Below are 17,654 nucleotides of genomic sequence, written 5' to 3'. Positions count from 1 at the left end.
ATCAACCGTCAGACCGGCGGCGTCAGGTCGCGCACGACGACGATCTGCTTGAGATTGTTGTCGGTCAGCGACGTCCAGTTATACTCCCATTCGGAGCTGTCGATGCCCATCTGGTTGATCGTCCACAGCCCGTTGGTACCGTTCGGCATGAGCGCCAGGCTGAACAAAGCGAGCCGGCCGTCGGCATTGTAGTTGAGCGTCAGGCGCGTCGAGCGAAGGGATGCGCCGAAATCGCGCCATCCCGACCAGTTCTGGGTGTAGGCGTCCCACTGGGCGTTGAATTGGAGGAAGTGCTGCTGGTCGGCGGCGACCAGCACGATATCGCCGTCGCCCTGGATGCCGGCGGCAAGCGCCAGGTTGGGCGCCCTGGAGTAGCCGGGTGTCGCCCACTGCGTCCACGTATCCGATCCGGCGGGCATCTGGCGCGTGTGCAGCACCTGGCCGCTCTGGGTCAGGGCGAACAAATTGGTGGCGCCCAGCGGGCCGATCACCGGCGCCATCTCGATGAAGCCCCCTGTCTGGGTCGTGTCGATCTGCACCCAACCCGTCCAGTCGGCGGCCTTCAAGGCCTGCGCCTTCGCCTGCTGGCAGCGATAGAGATGCAGGTTCGAATTGATGCCGAACAGCGCGATGCGGCCGTCGCCCTGGCGTATCGCCGAAACCGTCACCAGCCCGCCGGGGATCTGGATCCAGTCGCTCCACGGTTTGGCCGGCGGCGTCAGCACGTCGACCGTGACGACGATCGGTGTCGTCGTGCCCGGCGGCGTGATGGTTTTCTGCACCTGCACGATCTGGTCCGGATTCTGGTAGATCCACCAGATGCGGCCCTGATTGTCGGTGACGAAGACCTCGATGCGGCCGTCGGCATCGCGCGCCATCGAAAGCTTCTGATAGGAGGTGGCGCCGAGCGGCGTGCCGATGCTCACCGGCGCGGTCCATTTCTCGACCGGGCCGATCTGGTTCGCGTCTTCGGTGATGAAGGACAGATTGGTGGTTCCCGATGGCTGCGCGACCACGGCGACACGGCCGTCCTTGGTGAGGCCCGCCGTCATAATCACCCAGGCGCCGGGCGCGATGAACGACCAGGCCGAAGGCCATGGCCCGTTCGGCGAAAGCTGCGCCTTCTGGATCAACTGCCCCTTGGCGGAATCGATCCCCACCACCATCAGCCGCGACAGTTCGAAAAACGACGTGCCGGCCGGCTTGTGCTGGTAAATGGATGGAGGGCTGGACGGCGCCGGGCGGACACTGGCCCTGGAAGCCGCTTTCGGCGCCGGGGCTTTCGCTGCGGGGGCCTTCGACTTCGGTTCTGCGTTCTTGGCCATCGTACGGTCCTGCCCTTTTAGTTCGGAATTCAGCTTCTTGGCGGGAAGACGCCTTGCAGCGCGATGCAGAAATAGCAGGTGAGATAGGGCTGCATATTGTTATGCGGCTGGTCGCCGCCGGCAGGGGGGAGCGCTTGAGGGCTCATCTGCGTCAGGTTGGCCGCCGGGGTATAGATTGTTGCGTTGGTGGATTTGGCCAGGCTTCGCGTCGAGGACGGCGCATTGAGTTCGCCCAGGTCGATGTCATGGTCGCGCATTGCGTGGGTGTGGTTAGGAATCTCCGATTCGAGCAGGCTTACCGTTTCCGTACCGCCGGTCTCGCCGAGATCGTGCAGCGAAAGCCCTGGTCCTTGCCCCGGGTGCATCGGCGAGCGGCCCTGAAGGTCGGGCAAGGCAAAAGTGCTTTTGCCATTGCCGCCATAGGTCGTGCCCAGCAACGAGAACAATGCCGTGTTCTGCGACAGCGGCAGCAACTGCCCGTCGCACCACGCCCAACCCCTGGGCGCGAAATAAAAGGGGAAGATTCGGATTTCGGCGACGAACGGGTCAGCCATGATGTCCCTCTCAGGTCGGCGACGGAAAGATGCCGAAAAGTGAAATGATAAAGCTGATGCAAAGATACGGCTGGAAATTGTTGTGCGGCTGGCTGCCGCCAACGGCTGTTACAGCCTGCTGTGCCATGTCGGTATCGGTCGTGTCCTGGATGTATGGCAAGGCGCCACCGCCAATCTGTGCAACGACCTTCCCGCTGGGACTGGTATCTTGACCAATGTTCAGGGACGCGACCATCGGATGGCTGTGTGACGGAATCTGGGAAATTGTCAGATTGACTTCCTCTATGCCTCCCGTCTCCGCAAGGATGAAGCCGCTGCCCTGATGGAGCGGAACACGGCCTTGCAGGTCGGGCAGCGCAAAAGTGCTCTCGCCATCGCCGCCATAGGTCGTGCCAATCAGCTGGAACAGTGTCTCGTTCTCCGAGATCGGCAGAAGCTGTCCCTCGCAGAACATCCAGCCGGCCGGCGCAAAATTGCCGGCAAACATGCGTATCTCGCCAACGTAAGGCTGTGCCATGGTCGCGCCTCCTTAATTCGGCGAAGGGAAAATGCCCTGCAGGGCAATGCAGAAGCTCAGCGTCAGGAACGGCTGCATGTTGAGATGCGCCTGACTGCCGCCGATGCTGGTAATTGTGCTCGGGCTCAGCGTCGTCACGTTCGCGAAGTCGCTATAAAGCCGCCCCGGAACCACCCCCAAAACGTTCCCCGCACCATCCTGGCTACTACCGGTGTTTGTGCTTGCCTGCGCAACGTGAACGTGTGTCGGTATTTCGGAAATCGACAGCGTATGGCTTTGCTCGCCACCGCGCTCGCCTAGTGTGTGACCGCTCCCGACGTGGATTGGGATACGTCCCCGATAATCGGGCAGTGCGAAATTGACCTGGCCGTCACCGCCGAAAGTGGTTCCGAGCAGTGAGAATAACGCCTGGTTCTGGTTGATTGGCAAAAGCTGCCCGTTACAGAGTGCCCAACCCTTAGGCGGGAAGACAAATGACATAATCCTGATTTCCGATAGAAATGGCTCGGCCATGTCTCGCGCCCTCATAAGATATCAGTAGAATACACGGAACGACACAAAAGTCTACTTGGCTCCCTAACAAAATAGGTACTTTATAAAATAATAGACAGTATTTAAATAACGAGAGGCGCAGGAAGACAGTACACATCCAAGACTGTAGATCATCGCACCAAGATCACGGCACTGAACCGGCCGAGTGGTGGCCTTTCTACCTCATCAGCGTCGTCATCACGGGAACGGCGGCGTGGCGAGCCCGGTAAATCCGGTCGAGTCGGCCGTCGCAGTTGATGCAGAAACAACTGTATTGCGGCTGTTCAGATAGGCGATGGCGGCGGCCAGATCCGTGGGGGCCCCGGCATAGCCACTAAGGTTGATCGTCCCGTTGTTGCGTTGACGTACCCGGATGTCGCCGGCCGCCATGGTGCCGCCAAGCGAATGCGTGAAGGTGTTGGCCAGAGCGCCGGCGCCGCCTATGTTCAAATCGATGGATGAACCATCTCCCGTCGGCGACGTGATGCCCGACTGAACGAGAATGCCAGCGACTGCATTTCCGGCGCCATCCAGTTTGATGTCAATCGCGTTGCCGGTTATCTGGGCCAGGATGCTGCCGGCGCCGTCCTGTCCGGTCTGGACAAGGATGGCGCGTTGCGAGCCGGCATAATCGATGGTGTTGTTTTTGATCCCGACCCGCATGGCGCCGCCGCCGGCATTGATTACCGATATGCCATCAGCTGTCAGCCCGTTTGCGACCGTGATGGTGTTGTTTTCAATTCGAGCGTCAAAAGTGAAGCCGTTGTCGAACGCCGAGCCGAGTAGGCTCACCACGACGAAGTCGCCCGTGGCCGTACTGCTCAGCGTGTTGCCGGTGGCGACGAGGCTCACATCGCTGTTGTCCCCGGCGCTGACGGACAGCTGATCGTTGTTGCTGCTCGACGTGCTGTTGATGACGTTCAGGTTCATCGTGGAGCTGTCGAACGCATCGGCGACGATTCCACCGCTGAAGTTGTTGCTCGAATTGGCACCCGAGAAGTTGATCGTGGCGTTCGACGTTCCACGGATGCCGAACAGATACCCGCTGCCAAGCACGGCGCCGGTGGAGCTGCCGCCTGAAATCGTCAGTGCGAGCGTGCCGGACTGGGTCTGCAGCTGGAAGTTGTCGTCGCCGCTGCCTGTGATCGTGGTGCTGGTGACCGCGCTGGTGCCGGACATGTTGTAGAAATGGATGCCGTCTTCGTCCGCGCCATTGCCCGCATTCGATATGCTGCTGTTGCTGAGCGTGAAGTTCGAAACAGTATTGCCGTTGATGCCTTGCTCGGCGCCGCCCGAAATGGCGATCCGGTCCAGCGTCGCCGTAGAGACGTTTTGAAGGTGGATGGCCGCGTTGGTCGCGAGGTTGTCACCAGTCGAAAGCCCTGAATTGTCGGCGTCGAGATCGGTGGTTCCGGCATTGGTGAAATTCATGTTCTTCAGCGTGATGTTGCTCGCGCTGATGAAACTGGCGCCGCGCCCGGTTGTGTTCTGAATGGTGCCGCCCGAGCCGGCGGTGGTGCCGACACCTGTCACGGTCAATCCACCCGAGCCCGTTGTGTTGAGCACGATGCCGTTGGTGCCGCCATTCGCCGAAATGCTCTGGAAATTCAGCCCGCTGGCGCCGATCGTCGTGTTGACGACGTTGAGCGCCGTGCCTGTGCCGGACGCGATCGTGTTGCCGGTGCCCTGCACCGTCACCGTCCCTCCGCCCGTGGCGTTGAAGCCGTCGCCGCTCGTTGTGTTGATCGCCAGCCCGCCATTGGAGAAGTTGATGGTCGCGCCGGGGTTGCTGGTCAGGATGACGGCGGCGTTGACACCGGTCGAGAGCGTCTTGACCCCGCCGCCGAAGTTGATTGTGCCGCCGGCGTTGCTGAGCACGGCAATGCCCAGCCCGCCATCGCTGCGGGTGATCGTGCTGGCGCTGTCGAAATTGACCGAGCCGCCGGCCATGCCGCGGATGTTGGCGACATTGCCGCCAGGATTGGTGATGTCGACATTGTTCAGGTTGACGACCGCGCTGACGTCGTCATTGCCTGGCGTGCCCTGGTCGCCATCGACGACGAAGGCATTGTTCGCAGCCCCCGCGTCGGTCTGGATGGCGACATTGTTGAAAGTGTAGGTGCCGGTCGCATTGTTGGTCGAATCGCCGAGAATGGTGATGCCGGCCGTGCCCGTCAGGCTGGCATTGTTGACGGTGACGCTGCCCGCCGCCCCGTCGATCACAATGCCGGTGCCGCCGGTGTCGTTGAGCCCGTTCGCCACGGCGGTGGTGAAATTCACCGAACCGCCGGCGGTGTCGGCGACGACGATCATGCGCTGGCCGGCGGTGGCTTGCGTGATCGTGCCGGCATAGGTGACGGTGGCGGTGCCGCCATTGACGTTGAACGCCGTGCCGCTGGGGCTGATGATCGAGGTGCCGGTGCCGAAATTGAACGTGCCGCCCGAGCCGTTGAGGATGTCGACGCTGGCATTGCCGCCATTCAGCGTCGTCGTGCCGACGAAACTGTAGATGCCGTCCGCATTGTCGAACTGCAGGCCGGTGCCGTTCGTCGCCGACAGCGTACCGGTAGCGAAGTTGAGCGTGCCGCTGTGGCCGCCCGCGACGCTGACCAGGGTGGCATTGTTCGCCTGGCTGACATTGCCGGTATAGTTGAGGTTGGCGGTGCCGCCGCTGACAGCGATGGTTGCCGCGCTGCCGCCGACCAGCGTGCCGGTGCCGAGATTGATCGTCCCCAACCCGATGACGTTGGTGAGGACGACGGCGCTGTTGCCGCCGGCGCCGTTGCTGGTCGAGGAAAAATTCATGCCGGTGGCCGCGACGGTGACGCCGCTCAGGTTCATCGCCACACCGGTGCCCGTGGCGATGGAGTTGCCCACGCCGGTGACGCTGACCGTGCCGGAGCCCGTGGCATTGAAGCCGGCGCCTGCCGAGGTCACGATCGCCAGACCGCCGCCGTTGAAATTGACCGTCACCGGGGCGCTGTTGCCGGCAATATCGACGCCAAGCCCGCCGCCGCTCATGCCGATGGCGTAGCTGGCGCCGCTGATGTTGTAGGTGCCGCCGGTATTGGCGGTGATCGATATGCCGGTGCCCCCACCGGTAAAGCTGTTCGAGGCGCCGGACACCGTCACCGTGCCGCCTGCATTGTTGTTCAGCGATACGCCCAGCCCGCTGGCCGTCAGATTGCCGCTCAGTGCGACGAGGCCGGCGCCGGCAAGCCGGCTCTGGACATTCAGCGCCGGACTGAATGCGCCCGAATTGTTGACCGTGCCCGAATAGCTCACGGCAGCCGTACCGCCGACGACATTGAACGACGCGCCCGTCGCCCCGCTGAGCGCGCCGGTGCCGAGATTGAGCGCTCCGCTGACATTGGTCAGGCTGACATTGTTGACGCCGCCGGCCGACGAGGTCGAATCGAGCGCGATGGTGGCGGCGACACCGGAGAGATTGATCGCTGTGCCGCCGGTTGCGTTCACCGTCTGGGCGGCAGCCGTAGCGGTGATGCCCATCGTGCCGCCGGTGGCGAGAATGCCGGTGCCGGCGGTGGTGTCGATGGTGACGCCATTGGTGAAGCTGGTTGTGCCGCCGGCCTGCGAGAGACCAACGCCGCTGGTCGTGTCGATGTTGGCGAGACCGGTGACGTTGAGCGTGCCGGTCTGGACTCGGATGCCGCCGCCTGTGTTGGGGACGGTGACATTGTTCACCGTCACCGTGTTGAAGTTGAAGGTGCCAGTGTTGGTGTTGATGGCATCGATGCCGAAGCCCGTCGTGTTGGTGATGCTTGTCCCGCCGGTGACGGTGAAGGTCCCGGCGACACCGTCGAAAATGATGCCGTTGGTACCGCCTAGGGCGCTGACGGTGGCAAACGTCATGTTGACGGTCAGCGGATCGAGATCGAATGCCGCGCCGTTGTTGGTGGTGACCACGCCACCGCTGTTGTTCAGCGTGAAATTGGTGGTCTTGGTGTTGGCGATGACACCGGTGCCGCCATTGTTGGCAAGGCTGAGCGTGCCCAGATCAAGGGTACCGCTGGTGTTGGTGAAACTGAGGCCATTGCCCTGCACGCGAGCGCCTGGGTTACCGATGCCGAGCGTGCCGGCACTGACCGTGCCGCCGGCGCCGTCGGAATCGAAGCGGACATTGTTGAAGGCGATGCCGCCACTGCCGGCGCCGCCGGTCACCTTGTTGCCGGCAAATGACCTGATCGCAATTGAATTGTCGGTCGCATTGATGTTCTGACCGGCGAAGGACGCTGCGAGGCCGGAGCCGGTCGATTGCAGCGTGTTGCCGTCAATCGACAGCAGAAGCGTATTGGCCGGAGCTCCCGTGGTGGAGAAATCGAGCGCGTTGCCGCCGGCGGCGATGGTGTTGTTCCTGACGAAGAAACTGGAGGCGCCGGTGGCGTTGACGGCAACGCCCGCACCGGAACCGAGATTGCTGACGATCAGGTTCTGGATGCCGCCCGTGAAGATGCCGCTGCCTGATGTCGCCAGGTTGATGACCTGCGTGGCGTTGTTGCTCTGCAGGACCGGCCGCAGCGTGTCGATGCCGCCCGGCGCCGAAATGATCGGCGAATTCTGCACCGTGGTGAAGTGGAACGCGGCGGAGGCGCCGCTGCTGGTGTCGACACCGAGCTGCGAAACATCGACCGCCGCGTCGCCGCTCTTGAAGGCGAGCAGCACCTGCCCGTCATCGAGGTTGAACGTGGTGCCACTCAGGTCGATGGTTTCCTGGGCGCCGTTGACGTTCTTGTCGATCAGCACCACGACGTTGGCCGTGGAAGCCTGTGCGCCCGCGTAACTGCCCGGATTGGCGAGGCTGCCGTCGCCGGTGCCGCCTTCGGTGACGTAGTAGACGCTGATCGATGACAGGTTGGAAACGTCGCCGGTGAAATTGACGTCGTTGAAATTGTAGTCGCCATTGGTCGGCAAACTATCGGTGGTGTGGATGACCTGGCCGCCGGTGGTTGCGATCGACGACTCGGCCGGGCCGGCGCCGTCGCCGAACACCAGCCTGGCGTTGGTGGTGCTGGAGAACTGCACGCCATAGCCGACATTGGCGATAGTCGATTTCTGGCCGGCCGGATTGTTGTTGACGGTGTCGCCGAGCTGGATGGTGCCCGTGCCGGTGGTGCCGGCCATGTCGATTCCGATCGTGCCAGCGAAGCCGCCGCCGGCTACATCGAAATCGTCCGCGGTGATGTTGCTCGCGCCGAGCGCCGCGCCGTTGAGGTCGAGGCCGACCGCATTGGCGGCATTGAGCCCGATGGTCAGGCCGGCGAAATTCAGCGTCGAGCCGAGCGTGCCAGAGACCTGGACGCCGGTCGTGGTGACTCCCTGCAGGTCGACCGCGCCGAGATTGAGGGTGCCGCCGCTGACATTGTTGAGCGATATGCCGGTCGCAGCACCGTTGGTCGAAATCGTATCGAACTTGATACCACCGGCGCCGACCGTCGCGCCTTTCGCCCCGGCGACGACCGCCGTCGCGTCGCCAAGCTTCAGCGCCGTGCCCGTGCCGGTGGTGATGGTGTTGCCGTCGCCGGTGACGCTGATCGTGCCGGGGCCAAAGGTGCTGGCGGTGAAGCCGGCGCCGCTGCTGGTGGTGATGACGAGGCCGCCATTGGTGAAGTTGAGCGTGCCCTTGGTCTGCGGGTCCATCACGTATGACGGTGCCTTGACGATGGCATCGTTGGCGCCGGTGTTGAATATCTTCGAGGTACCAGAGAAGGTGACCGTGCCGTTGGCCGAGCCGCCGATGGCGACACCCTCGCCACCGCTGTGATCGATGGTGCTCGAAATATCGTATATGCCTTCGGCATGGCCAAAGAAGTCGAAGGCCGTCGATGACGTGGTGGAAACGACGGAACCGCTCATGTTCAGACGGGTCGCATCGCCGCTGGCGCTTATCACCGATCCCGCACCGACCGTGATCGAACCTTTGTAGGTCAGCGTGGTGAAGGCCAGGTCATTGCCGCCGCCGAGGCTGATAGCCGAGAGGGTGGTGTTCGTGATGCTGGCGCTGCCGTTGACGCCGACGTTGACGGTCCCGCCCTGCGAGCTCTGTATGATGCCGAACTGACCGCCATCGATGGTCAGGGTGGATCCGGCGACATTGGCGATGTTGACGGTGCCAACCTCGGGACCGCCGATATCGAACCCGGCATATTGGACGTCGAGATCAATCGTGCCGGTGAAGTTGACCTCCCCGGTGCCACTCAGGGCGTACAGCCAGGCGCCGGTGTATCCAGTATCCCTCAGGCCGCCGACGTTGACATCCCCGACGAGATTGGCGCCCAACAGCGTCACGCCGGCACCGCCGGGGTCGCCGGGAAGGGCAGGGATCGTGGAGTCCGCCGAGATGCTGTCGAAGGTAATGCCGGCGCTGCCGACATTGGCACCATACACCACAAGCCCGTCGCTGCCGGCATTGATCTCGTTGCCGGCGCCGGTGACGGTAATGATGGTGGAGGTTGCGTCAGCCGGGCCTAAATCGCCAATTGCGACGAAGCCCGCCCCGGTCATTGTCGTTATAGCAAGGCCACCATTGGTGAAGTCGATCGTGCTGTTGGTATTGAGTGCCGGGACGGCTGAAGCGTAATTGCCAATGATGCCCAAGCTCACGCCGTCCGTCGCGCCCGAGCTGATCACCTTGCTGGTGCCCGAGAAGGTGATCGCGGCCGCGTCGTTGCCGGCAACGACGATGTTGCCGCCGGCCGCCGCATTGGTATCGGTGAGATTGCCCGACAGCGTCACCGAGCCGCCGGTCATGCTCTGGATCGACACCGCGGCGCCCGTGCCGTTGCTGGCGATCGTGCCGCCATAGGAAATCGTCGCGTTGCCGCCGCTGGCTGCGGTCCCCGAGCCGACATTGAACGACGTGCTCGAACCGGTGTTGGTCAGCGTACCGGTGCCGAAGCTTGCCGTGCCGCTGAGGTTCTGCAGGTCGACGCCGCTGCCGGAAGCGAATGTGGCACTTGTCGAGGCGAAGTTGATACCGGCCGTGATGCCGTCGAGCGCCGCCGCCTGCGCGTTGGTGGCGTTGATCGTGCCGGTCACGACATTGACCGTGCCGCCGCCGGTGGCGCTGAACGCTGTCACGCCGTTCGTGGTGATGTCGACATCGGCGAAGGTGATCGTGGAGCCGGCATTGCCGGTCAGCGAGACGCCATTGCCGTTGACCGTCACCTTGTCGGTGAAATCGACCGTGCCGCCGCTGCGGTTGGCGATCGAGATGCCGCCGCCGGTCAGCGTGCCCGCCGGTCCGCTGTTGGGCAAGGTGCCGCGCGTGACCGTGATGTTGCCGATGCCGCCATCGACGTCGAGCAGCGTGCCGGCAACGTTGATGTTGTTGTCTGTGATCGACAAATTGCTGTCGAGGCCGGCAACCTTGAACGCCGTCTGGCCGGTGGCGACATTGCTGACCGTGACGCCCTGGATGACGATGCCGCCGACATTGCTGAAGCCGGTAGCATTCTGGTCGATGGTGAAGACCGAACCGCTGCCGCCGCTGAAGTCGAACGCGGTGTCGCGCACCTGGTTGCTGCCGAGCAGCTGCAAGGTATCGCCGCCCGTGCTCTTGACCACGCCCTCATTGCCGGTGACGTTGCCGCCGGTGGCGCCGAGATTGCCCTGGACATTGATTGGCTGGATGGTGCCGGAGGTGATGATCGAACTGCCGTTGCCGAAGCCGGCGATCGACTGGCCCGAATCGAGCGTGAACGGCGTGCCGCTGAGATCGACGGTGCCGACGAAGGCGAAGGTCTGCGTGCCGGTCATGGCATCGGCCTGGGCGGCCGTGACCGTGGTCACGTCGGCGCTGAGCCCGTCCGTGTTGGCGTGGACGATGCCACCGTCCTGGGAAATCATGACGACCGCGCCGACCGCGCTGGCCAGATGGGCGGGACCGGAGAAGGTGACATCGTCGAAATCATAATTGCCGAGCGTCGGATCGAGCCCGATCGTGTTGACTGTGTAGCCGCCGGCGGTCGCGCTGATGAAGGATTCCAGCCCGTCACCCGCATTGCCGTCACCAAAGGTGAAATTGGCGTTGGCGGAGGTCGCCGTTGTGCCGCCGGACGACAGTTCGACGCCGACGCCAACCTTCGAGATGCTGGAGCCCTGCAGGAAGGTGATGGTCTTGTTGCCGATGGTCGACGACAGGTCGATGCCGCGCGAGGTCAGGTCGTCGGTGCCGGTGATCGTCGTCACGCCAAAATCGGCTGTCGTTGACGAACCGCTGAAGTCGATGCCGGTCTGGTTGGCGCCGGAGCCCATCGTCACATTGGTTGTTCCAAATGTGACATCGGCATTGGTCAGGGCGAAGTTGATGCCGGCTGGACCGACGGTCGAACCCATCGTCACGCTGGTGGTGCCGAAGGTGACGGCGCCGGCATTGTTGCCGATGCCGATGCCGTCCGCGCCAGCGCCCGTCACCGTAACCGCTCCGAAGGTCGCCGATGCGGTGCTGGCGACATTGGCGACGGCCAGGCCGGTGCTCGTGGCATTGGTGATCGACAGCGGCGCGGTGACGTTCAGCGTCGCCGTGCCGGCAAGGCCGACAACAACCACACCGCCGCCGCCTGTCGCCGAGAGTGTCGGGCCGGTGAAGCTGATCGCGCCGCCGACCGGGGGCAGCGACGAGCCGATCGCGAAAAGATTGCCGTTGCCGGTCGAGGTGACGCTGCCGCTGAAAGTCACCGAGCCGCCGGTGGTGCCGTCGACCTTGACCGCCGTGGCTGGCGCGGTTGCCGAGCTGGAGATGTTGGCCGCTACACCGATTGTCGCGCTGCCACCGGAAATGACGACACCGTCGCCAGCGCCCGAATTGGTGATGGTGCCACCGAGGATCGTGATCGAGCCCGTGTTATTGGTCAGGCTGACATCGGTGCCCGCGACATTGGTCGTCACCAGATTGGTGATGGTGAAGGTCGATGACAAAGCGTTGATTGCAAGGCCGTTGATGCCGGCAGTGGTGCCACCGATCGTGACATTGCCACCCAGGAACTGGCCGCCCGAGACGGCATTGAAATTGAGCGCCGTGGCTGCCGCAACGCCTGTCGTGATGCTGTCGAACGCCATGCCGCCGGTGCCGATGGTGACGCCGTCGAGATTGATCGCGTGGCCGGTGCCGGTGGTGATCTGCTCCGTGCCTGCGGCCGCGACTGTGATCGTGCCGCCCCCGGTGGCGCTGAAGCCGGTGCCGGTCGTCGTGGTCAGATCCAGCCCGCCGGTGAATTTGATTGTGCCGCCGGTGTTGCCACTCAGGTTGATCGCAAAGGCGGTGGCGGTGCTGGCGGTGATCGCTCCACCGAACGTGGCGCTGCCGCCGCTCATGCCGGAGATCGTCACCGCGCTGGTAGCAGCGGTCTGGTTGATGGTGCCGTTGTAGGTGACATTGGGCGTCGAGTTGCTGATGGAGAAGGCGTTGCTGCTCGTGTTGGCGATGGAACTCCCGACCCCGAAGGTCAAGGTTCCGCTGGAACCGCCGACGATGCCTATGCCTACGCCGCCGCCGGTGATGTCGAGATCGTCGAAGGTGGCGATGCCGTCGAAATTGTTGGTGGACAGCGCGGCACTGGTGGCGTTGGTGATCTTGGTGTTGCCGGTGAAATTGACGGTCGCGCTCGAACCGACAAGCGCGATGCCGGTTTGAGATGCGGTCTGGACGGTCAGGTCGTCGACCGAGACCGTACCGGTCACTCCATCGAGGAAGAGGCCGGTTGCGACATTGCTGACCGTCACGCCCTGGACGGTCAGGCCATTGATGCCCAGGCCGTGTATGCCGGCGGCGGCGCCACCGGAAATATTGAAATCGAGCAACGTGTTGCCGTTCCCCAGCGTCACGACATCGCCGCCGCCGGAACTGGTCAGCGTTGCCGCGCCCGCGGAATCCGAGATGGATTCGTCGTGATGGACGTTGGTGCCGGTGACATTCAACGGCACCCCGCCGAGCGAGAACTCGCGGCCGTTGCCGAACGAGGCCAGTTCCTGTCCGTCGCTCAGCGAGAAGCCGGTGGCGTCGTCGATTGTGCCGCGGTTGACCAGCACAATGATGGCGTCGCTGGCGGTAATGCTGTCGGCATAATCGATCAAGGCGAGGTCGGTGATCGACGTGCCGCCGCCCGAAGCCCCGGCCGCGACGAAGATGTAGTTGCGCAGATCGTAAAGTTGCGGGCCGGTAAACTGTGTCGTGCCGAAGGCGTAGTGGCCGCTGCCCTCATTGAGCCCGCGCGCATCGAGCGAGGCGGTGATGCCGGAGATGGAGCTGGAATCGCCGCCGAAGGTAAATTCGGCGTTGGCCGTGGCCCCCGGCGTGCCGGCTATGCCCAGCCGCACGCCGGTATCGACATTGGTGATGACGCCGCCATCGGTGATGGTGATGACCGCCCCGCCAACACTCGGTGAGGTCAGGTCGATGCCGATCGAGCCGGCAGCACCGGTGCCGGTGATGTTGAGCGACTGCGCGGTGAAATTGGTCCTGGATCCGGAGAAGTCGAGGCCGGTGCCGACACCCAGTCCGGAGATGACGATGTTGCCGGCGACCACCGCCGCATTGACGCCGGCAAACGAGATGCCGTCGGCGCCGGGGTTGGTGATGCTGATGTCGCCGAAGCGGATCGTCGCCGGCGAATCCGAAATGGCGATCGCCGGTCCGGTCGTGTCGGAGATCGTCGTCGCACCGTTGACGGTGAAGCCGCCTGCGACATTCTCGAGCACGACACCCGACGTGCCGCCGCTCTGGCTGATCGAGTCCAGCACCACATGAGCGGTGATCGGATCGATGAAGACGGCGGTGCCGCCATTGCCCGATATTGTGCCGCCGGTGGTGGTGAACGTCCCGCCGGTCGAGGTGCCCTGCACGGTGATGCCGCGGTCGGTATTGTCCTGCGCATTGACGGTGGCGAAGGTGTAGGTGCCCTTGCCGGTGATATCGAGACCGTCGTCGAGATTGCCCTGCAGCAGCGTCGTGCCGGTGAAATTGTAGGTGCCGTCGCCGTCGATGTGCAGACCGTCGAGGCCGTTGCCGGTGGCGGTGAAGTTGGAGCCGGTGATGCCGGTCGAGCTGCCCGTGAAGTCGGCGCCGTTGCCGCCCGCACCGGTGACCGTCACATTGGTCAGCGTCGCGCCAGTGATGTTGTTGCCCAAAATGCCGTTGGCGCCGCCCGTGATGGTGATGCCGTTGAGCGTGTTGCCGTTGCCCAGCGTGATGACGGGGTTGACGACGTTGGTGCCCTGGATCGTGCCGTCGCTGCCGCCCAGGTTGAAGGTGCTGGTGCCGCCACCGAACAGCCTGGCGGTGACGCTTTCGCCGCCGCCGATGACGGTCTGGCCATTGGCGAGCGTCACGCCGCCGGTCGTCAGATTGCCGTTGCCGCCAAGCGCGACGACAAAGCCGTTCGCACCCGACTTGGTCACGGCGTCGTCCAGCGTCGTCGGGTCGGCCAGCGTGCCGGCGCCGGCGAGGCCGCCGTCGGCGAAATAGAACTTGCCGAAGGCGGCACTGGTGGCGGCGTTGATGGCGATGCGCGTGGTCGTGCCGCCGGTCAGCGTCTGCGACTGGACGCGGACGCCGATGTCGCCACGCACCCGTTCGTTGACGCGCTTGCGAAGGCCTTCGCTGACCGGATAGACCGGCTCCGCCCCGCTATCGGTCCCGTCTGCATTGTCCGAGCCGCTGCCAGGATTGAACGGGATGTTCAGCCGCACACTGCCGGCGAACTGGGTGTCGTCGCGATTGTCGTTGCGGACCTCGCCGGCGAAGACCAGTTCCGTGTTGCTGCCGAAGACATCGCCGATCGTATACTCGAACCCGGCCTTGGCGCCGGTGACGCTGCCGTCGTCGCCATGCGGATCCTCGAAATGATAGCCGCCGATGTCGAGCCGCAGCGAATGCTTGTCGGGCAGGGCGACCGGCACCTGCGCACCGATCTCGCCCTCGATGCCCCACGCCGCGTAGTCGCGGTGGTCGATGACCGAGATCTGCTCGATCAGCTGGTTGCTGACCATCGACAGGGTCGAGCTGGCCGAGTGATCCGTTGAATCGCCCTTGATCGGCAGATAGACGTTCACATGCGCATCGAAATGAGGCGTGATCGCCTCGGCGCCCAGCGTGGCGGCGGTGAACTGGGTGGAGTTGTAGTTCTCGATGTTGAGGTAGGCGTAGCCGCCGATCATCAGGTCCGGGTTGACGATGCGGCGAATGCCGAGGCCGACATCCTGGCCGAAACCATCCTTGAAATCGTGCTTGGCCCGGACATCCAGGAACAGCACGGATTCGGCCGTCTGCTTGAGCGGGATGAAACCTTCGAGCGCGGCGTTGCCGCCATTGTTGTCGGCGCCGATGATAGCGCGGATCTGCGGCTGCCACAGGCCGTTCGGATCGGCATGGGCCGCCAGACCGGAAAGGCCGAGCGCCAGCGTCGTCAGCGCCGTCGTCTTCCAGAGATGCCTGGCGATTCGCGAACGGCGATAGCCGGCGCGAGCGTGGAAATCCTCCCCACGCGCCGCTATCTCACCAACTTGCCGAGAAGTCTCGGTAGTTCCCATCCCTGGCGAGTCCTTCGGGGACTACACGCGCCCCGTGTAAATCCTTAATCGAATTCTATTGTATAGCGAGTCTCGGGCGCTCCGATTTCTGAAAGCTCCCTGTAAAATTGTTCGCTGTATCCGAAAGGTCACAGTAATTTCGCCGGCTTTCTTGCCTCCGGTCGAGCTTTCGAAACAGTCGCGGGTGTTGTATCAAGCCGTGCTCGGGAGAATACCGGGCGCGGTGAGGAAACATGCAAGACGTCCGGCAAAATAACATGACAGCTACTTTAGCGAAGTCTAATTTACTTGGCGTGGCCGCGGGGCTGACCGCCCTGTGGCTTGGTCTGGCCGCCGGCCCAGCCCTTGCCGAAGATGCCAAGCCGGCCCAGCCAAAGCCGGCTGAAAGCAATGCAAAACCGGCCGATGCCAATCCATGGGCAGTGAACTGCTCCAGCGGTTCGGCGACCAGCGAGCTTCAGTGCCAGGTTTCGCAGAACCTGACCGAGGCCAAGACCGGGCAGCGCGTGCTGACCGTGACCGTGCGCCGCGACAACGGCAATGGCAGCCTCGCCATGCTGCTTGCCCTGCCACACGGCCTGTTCCTGCCGTCCGGCGCCTCCTTCCAGATCGACCAGGGCCAGAAGACGACGATTGTCATCCAGACCAGCGACCAGAACGGCGCTTATGCCGCCACGCCGCTGTCGGCGGATCTCATCAAGGCAATGAAGTCCGGCACCAATCTGAACATCGGCATGGAATCGGTCACCCGCAAGCCGGTCACCATCCCGGTGTCGCTGGCTGGCTTCACGGCCGCCGTCGCCAAGCTGGAATCGATCAAGTAGCTGCTGTCAGCGGCTTGATTGTCGATGCGCGGAGTGCTTCGTTGCCGCTTCGAACAGTGGGGAAATCATGACAGGCTTTGTCGATCGCAGGCGCGCGGCGCAACTGATGAAGCGCGCGGGCATCGCGGCGCTGGTGCTGTGCGCACCCGAGGCCTTCCACTATGCGACCGGCGCCTCGATCGGCCCGGCGGGACTGTTCCGGCGCGCCGGCGCCGGCTTCGTCGTCATCCCGGCCCGCCAAGGCCTGCCGATCGGCGTGGTGGTGGCGGATTTCAATGCGGGACAGTTGCAACTGGCTCTGCCCGACGCCGTCATCCGCAGCCACCCGATCTGGATCGAATTCGCCACGTTTGACGCCTCGAGGCCAGCGCAAGGGCTGGCGCGGCGCATAGTGGCCGGCTTTGGCTCGTCCGGCTGGACGCCTGCCATTACCCGGCCCGCTACATTCGAGTTGGCCAATTCCGTCCATGAGCTGAAGCAGATCCTGACCGGCTTCGGGCTCGAGCGCGCAACGATCGGCGTCGATCTCGATTTTGTTCCCGCCGCTGATTTCTCCGCCATGCAGGCGCTGCTGCCGGGCTGCACGATGGTCGACGGCTCGACCGTGCTGGACAGGCTGCGGGCCGTCAAGTCGCCGCGCGAGATCGATCTGCTGCAGCAAGGCATCATCCTGTCGGAGGCCGGGCTGGAGCGGCTGCAGGTCGATGCCATGGCCGGCATGCGTCAGGCCGATCTCATTGCCCTCTATCGGCAAGGCGTCGCCACGGCCGCGGCCGGCCTGTCCCATCCGGTCGCCACAGCCGAATATGTGACGCTCGGCGCCCGGCTCAAAAGCACCGATGCGAAAGCCATGCCGGGCGATCCGCTGAAGTGCGACATGGTCTGCACGGTCGGCGGCTACGCCTCCGACATGTCGCGCAACTTCACCTTCGGGCCGCCATCCGCCGAGCAGGCCGAACTGCACGCGATCGCCGAGCGGACCTTTGACGACGGGCTGGCATCCCTTGTTCCGGGAACCACGCTCGCCCAAGTGCATCGCGTCGCCACCGACAGCCTGGCGCGGCAAGGGCTGCGTACCTACCGCCGCGGCCATTTCGGCCATGGCGTCGGCCAGTCCGTCTTCTCAGAGCAATGGCCGTTCATTGCGGCCGACAGCGATGTCGTGATCGAAGCCGGCATGGTGCTGGCCTTCGAAATCCCGCTCTACATAGACCGCCTCGCCAGCTTCAATCTCGAGGACCAGTTCCTGATCACACCGGACGGGCCTGTTGCCATGAATCGTCTGCCGAGACGGTTGGAGAGGATTGGATAGCCGGCTTTGAGTCTGCACGCTGGAGATTGGCCGAAGCCTCCCCAC

General features: G+C 63.7%; 7 protein-coding genes. 2 read left to right on the top strand and 5 right to left on the bottom strand.

The features are described from left to right. Positions 1 to 8: 8 nt before the first annotated feature. From NKJ11_RS29385 to NKJ11_RS29365, 5 genes are all read right to left on the bottom strand, one after another. Positions 9 to 1,325 carry a DUF8189 domain-containing protein gene (locus NKJ11_RS29385; RefSeq protein WP_352794843.1) on the bottom strand — a complete coding sequence of 439 codons (1,317 nt, stop codon included), beginning with the start codon at positions 1,323 to 1,325 and terminating at the stop codon, positions 9 to 11. A 29-nt stretch (positions 1,326 to 1,354) separates the two neighbouring features. Continuing rightward, entirely contained in the window at positions 1,355 to 1,879 is a 525-nt protein-coding gene (locus NKJ11_RS29380) for a phage tail protein (RefSeq protein ID WP_128304312.1), read from the bottom strand. Positions 1,880 to 1,889: 10 nt separating this feature from the next. Continuing rightward, positions 1,890 to 2,396 carry a phage tail protein gene (locus NKJ11_RS29375; protein ID WP_128304313.1) on the bottom strand — a complete coding sequence of 169 codons (507 nt, stop codon included), beginning with the start codon at positions 2,394 to 2,396 and terminating at the stop codon, positions 1,890 to 1,892. A 12-nt stretch (positions 2,397 to 2,408) separates the two neighbouring features. Next, positions 2,409 to 2,909 (bottom strand): phage tail protein, encoded by a 501-nt coding sequence (locus NKJ11_RS29370; protein ID WP_127297636.1) that lies wholly within the window; start codon positions 2,907 to 2,909, stop codon positions 2,409 to 2,411. 216 nt (positions 2,910 to 3,125) lie between these two features. Continuing rightward, a complete protein-coding gene (locus NKJ11_RS29365) occupies positions 3,126 to 15,473 on the bottom strand; it encodes an inverse autotransporter beta domain-containing protein (RefSeq protein WP_352794842.1) in 12,348 nt (4,115 codons plus the stop codon). Between the two features lie 257 nt (positions 15,474 to 15,730). Here NKJ11_RS29365 and NKJ11_RS29360 point away from each other — a divergent pair, with 257 nt between their 5' ends. Further along, complete coding sequence (locus NKJ11_RS29360) at positions 15,731 to 16,297, top strand: invasion associated locus B family protein (protein WP_352794841.1); 567 nt, start codon at positions 15,731 to 15,733, stop codon at positions 16,295 to 16,297. A 67-nt stretch (positions 16,298 to 16,364) separates the two neighbouring features. Then, entirely contained in the window at positions 16,365 to 17,609 is a 1,245-nt protein-coding gene (locus NKJ11_RS29355; protein ID WP_128304314.1) for a M24 family metallopeptidase, read from the top strand. The last annotated feature ends 45 nt before the right edge of the window (positions 17,610 to 17,654 follow it).

Origin of the sequence: Mesorhizobium sp. M0243 (genome assembly GCF_040321775.1) — a bacterium.
Lineage (GTDB): Bacteria > Pseudomonadota > Alphaproteobacteria > Rhizobiales > Rhizobiaceae > Mesorhizobium.
This window is presented reverse-complemented; position numbering and strand designations above follow the sequence as displayed.

Bases quoted from the DNA above. Each gene is read 5' to 3' on its own strand.
- NKJ11_RS29385 (WP_352794843.1), bottom strand. From the start codon at position 1,325: ATGGCCAAGAACGCAGAACCGAAGTCGAAGGCCCCCGCAGCGAAAGCC.
- NKJ11_RS29380 (WP_128304312.1), bottom strand. From the start codon at position 1,879: ATGGCTGACCCGTTCGTCGCCGAAATCCGAATCTTCCCCTTTTATTTC.
- NKJ11_RS29375 (WP_128304313.1), bottom strand. From the start codon at position 2,396: ATGGCACAGCCTTACGTTGGCGAGATACGCATGTTTGCCGGCAATTTT.
- NKJ11_RS29370 (WP_127297636.1), bottom strand. From the start codon at position 2,909: ATGGCCGAGCCATTTCTATCGGAAATCAGGATTATGTCATTTGTCTTC.
- NKJ11_RS29365 (WP_352794842.1), bottom strand. From the start codon at position 15,473: ATGGGAACTACCGAGACTTCTCGGCAAGTTGGTGAGATAGCGGCGCGT.
- NKJ11_RS29360 (WP_352794841.1), top strand. From the start codon at position 15,731: ATGACAGCTACTTTAGCGAAGTCTAATTTACTTGGCGTGGCCGCGGGG.
- NKJ11_RS29355 (WP_128304314.1), top strand. From the start codon at position 16,365: ATGACAGGCTTTGTCGATCGCAGGCGCGCGGCGCAACTGATGAAGCGC.